The organism is Rhizobacter sp. P2_H2, assembly GCF_056403375.1.
The window spans coordinates 1-2,305 of the sequence record NZ_JBFUFP010000884.1; the positions used below are offsets into that span (position 1 = coordinate 1).

4 protein-coding genes are annotated in these 2,305 nt (G+C 71.3%); 2 read left to right on the plus strand and 2 right to left on the minus strand.

The features are described 5' to 3' along the window. Positions 1 to 139: MerR family DNA-binding transcriptional regulator (locus AC1D15_RS27725; RefSeq protein ID WP_477828539.1), on the minus strand; the 139-nt coding region annotated here is incomplete at its 3' end. 72 nt (positions 140 to 211) lie between these two features. On the opposite strand from AC1D15_RS27725, the gene AC1D15_RS27730 reads away from it, so the two are divergent. After that, positions 212 to 907, plus strand: coding sequence for a cation efflux transmembrane domain-containing protein (locus AC1D15_RS27730; RefSeq protein ID WP_477828536.1), 696 nt, complete (start codon positions 212 to 214; stop codon positions 905 to 907). A 33-nt stretch (positions 908 to 940) separates the two neighbouring features. Further along, positions 941 to 1,774, plus strand: a complete 834-nt coding sequence (locus AC1D15_RS27735) for a tetratricopeptide repeat protein (RefSeq protein ID WP_477828537.1) — start codon at positions 941 to 943, stop codon at positions 1,772 to 1,774. A 6-nt stretch (positions 1,775 to 1,780) separates the two neighbouring features. On the opposite strand, the gene AC1D15_RS27740 is transcribed toward AC1D15_RS27735, so the two are convergent. After that, the coding region (locus tag AC1D15_RS27740) for a response regulator (RefSeq protein ID WP_477828538.1) at positions 1,781 to 2,305 on the minus strand (525 nt) is incomplete at its 5' end.

Here is a 2,305-nt window from a genome sequence, read left to right on the forward strand (position 1 = left end):
GCCGTTGCACATCGGCCTCGGTGTAGCGGCGGTAGTTGTTGCCGGCGCGCGCCGGCAGCGGCAGTAGCCCGGCCTTCTCGTAGTGCCGGATGGTGTCGGCCGGCACGCCGGTGGCTTCGGATACATCCTTGATGCGCATGGGGACTTGACCTTGGAGGGACTCCAGGCTTTCGAATGTGCCACAGCGCTTCCGCCTTGCCACGAGTTGTCCATGTCACGACATTGCTGCGATCACGACAACCAGAGCCACGCCCACGACGGGGCAGGCGGCCACGGCCATTCCCATGACCACCTGCCCACCGGCCCGGTGTCGGCCGGCTACCGCCGCGTGCTGTGGGTCGCGCTGGCGCTGAACGCCGGCATGGCCGTGCTGGAGATCGGCGGCGGCGTGCATGCCGATTCGGCCTCGCTGCTGGCCGATGCGGCCGATTTCTTCGGCGATGCCGTCAACTACGGGCTGAGCCTCGTCGCGCTCGGCATGGCCGCGGTCTGGCGGCCGCGGGTCGCCTGGCTCAAGGGCGCGACGATGGCGGTCTATGGCGCCGGCGTGCTGGGGCTGGCGCTGTGGCATGCCTGGTACGGCGCGTCGCCGGCACCGGCCACGATGGGCTGGATCGGTGCGCTGGCGCTGGCGGTGAACCTGGGCGTCGCGCTGCTGCTCTACCGCTTCCGCGAGGGCGATGCCAACATGCGCTCGGTGTGGCTGTGCAGCCGCAACGATGCGATCGGGAACGCCGCGGTGCTGCTGGCGGCGGTCGGCGTGTTCGGCACCGGTACGATGTGGCCCGATGTCGTGGTCGCGCTGCTGATGGCCGGCCTCGGCCTGCAGGGCGGCATCGCCGTGATGCGGCACGCCCGGGCCGAGCTGCGGCAGGCCCTTGTGACCGGCGCATCGGCCCCCACCTGAAGGCCGCAGATTCCTTATGAAAGGCAAACGGACATGAAACGACTTCTTGCCATGCTGGCCTTCGTGGCCATGGGTCTGGTGTCGGCCGCGGCGTTCGCGCTGCCGTCCGTCACCGATGTGCAGGCCGAGGTGCAGAAGGGCAACTATGCCCAGGCCGAGGTGCTGATGCGCGACGTGGTCGCGGCCAAGCCCGGCAGCGCGAAGGCGCACTACGTCTACGCCGAGATCCTGGCGCACAACAAGCGCTTCGAGTTCGCGCTCCAGGAGGCCCGCCTCGCGCAGCAGCTCGACCCGGCGATCGGCTTCACGCAGCCCGACAAGTTCAAGAGCTTCGAGCAGCTGCTGGAGCGTGAGCAGCGCGCCACCACCTCGGCCGGCGGCACGGCGGCCGGTACCGGTACCGCGGCGCAGGCACCCCGCGCCGCCGCGCAGCGCAGCAGCGGCATTCCCGGCTGGATCTGGGGCGCCGGCTTCGCGGTGATCGCGGTGCTGCTGTGGCGCATGTTCAGCGCCCGCCGCAACGTGCAGTCGATGGCGCCCGCCTACGGCGGCATGCAGAGCGGTGGCTACGGCCCCAACTACAGCCCGATGGGCGGCGGCCAGGGCAGCGGCATGCTGGGCACCGGCCTGGCAGCGGCCGGCGGTTTCGCGGCCGGCATGCTGGCCGAGAAGCTGCTGGACGGCCACCGCGACGGCGGTTCGTCGTCGGCCAGCCCTGCATCGGATGGCGGCATGAGCCCCGGCTACTTCGACAACGGCGCGGCCGACGAGCTGTCGAGCCGCTCGGTCGATTTCGGCTCGGGCGGCGACTGGGACAGCGGCGGCGGGGGTGGTGGCTCGGACGGCGGCGGCAGCGACGGCTGGTGATCCCTGTCACCCGGCGCCCGGCGCCGGGTTCAGCACGGCATGCACGATGCCGCCCAGCTGCTCCAGCGTGTACTCCTTCTGCATCAGGCCCTTGACGCCGGCCTGCTGCGCCGCGGCCCGCATCTCGTCGGAGATGAAGCCTGAGCTGATCACCACCGGCAGGTCGGCGCGGATGCGCGCGATCTCGGCCGCCAGCTCCATGCCGGTCAGCTCCGGCATGTTGTAGTCGGTCACCACCAGGTCGTAGGCCGCGGGATCGGCCTGCAGCTTCGCTGCCGCGTCGCGCGGCTGGTCGATGCCGGTCACGCGGTAGCCGGCGCGCTGCAGCAGGCTCTCCACCATCAACAGCATCGCCGGGTCGTCGTCGACCACCATCACGTGCTGGCCGCGGCCCGCCGGCACGCGCGCCGGCTCGGCGGTGGCGTCGGCGCGCTGCGGCCGGAGCGGCAACAGCGGGAAGTAGAGGTGGAAGGTGCTGCCGCGCCCCGGCTCGCTCTCGACATCGATCGCGCCGGCATGCGCCGTCATGAT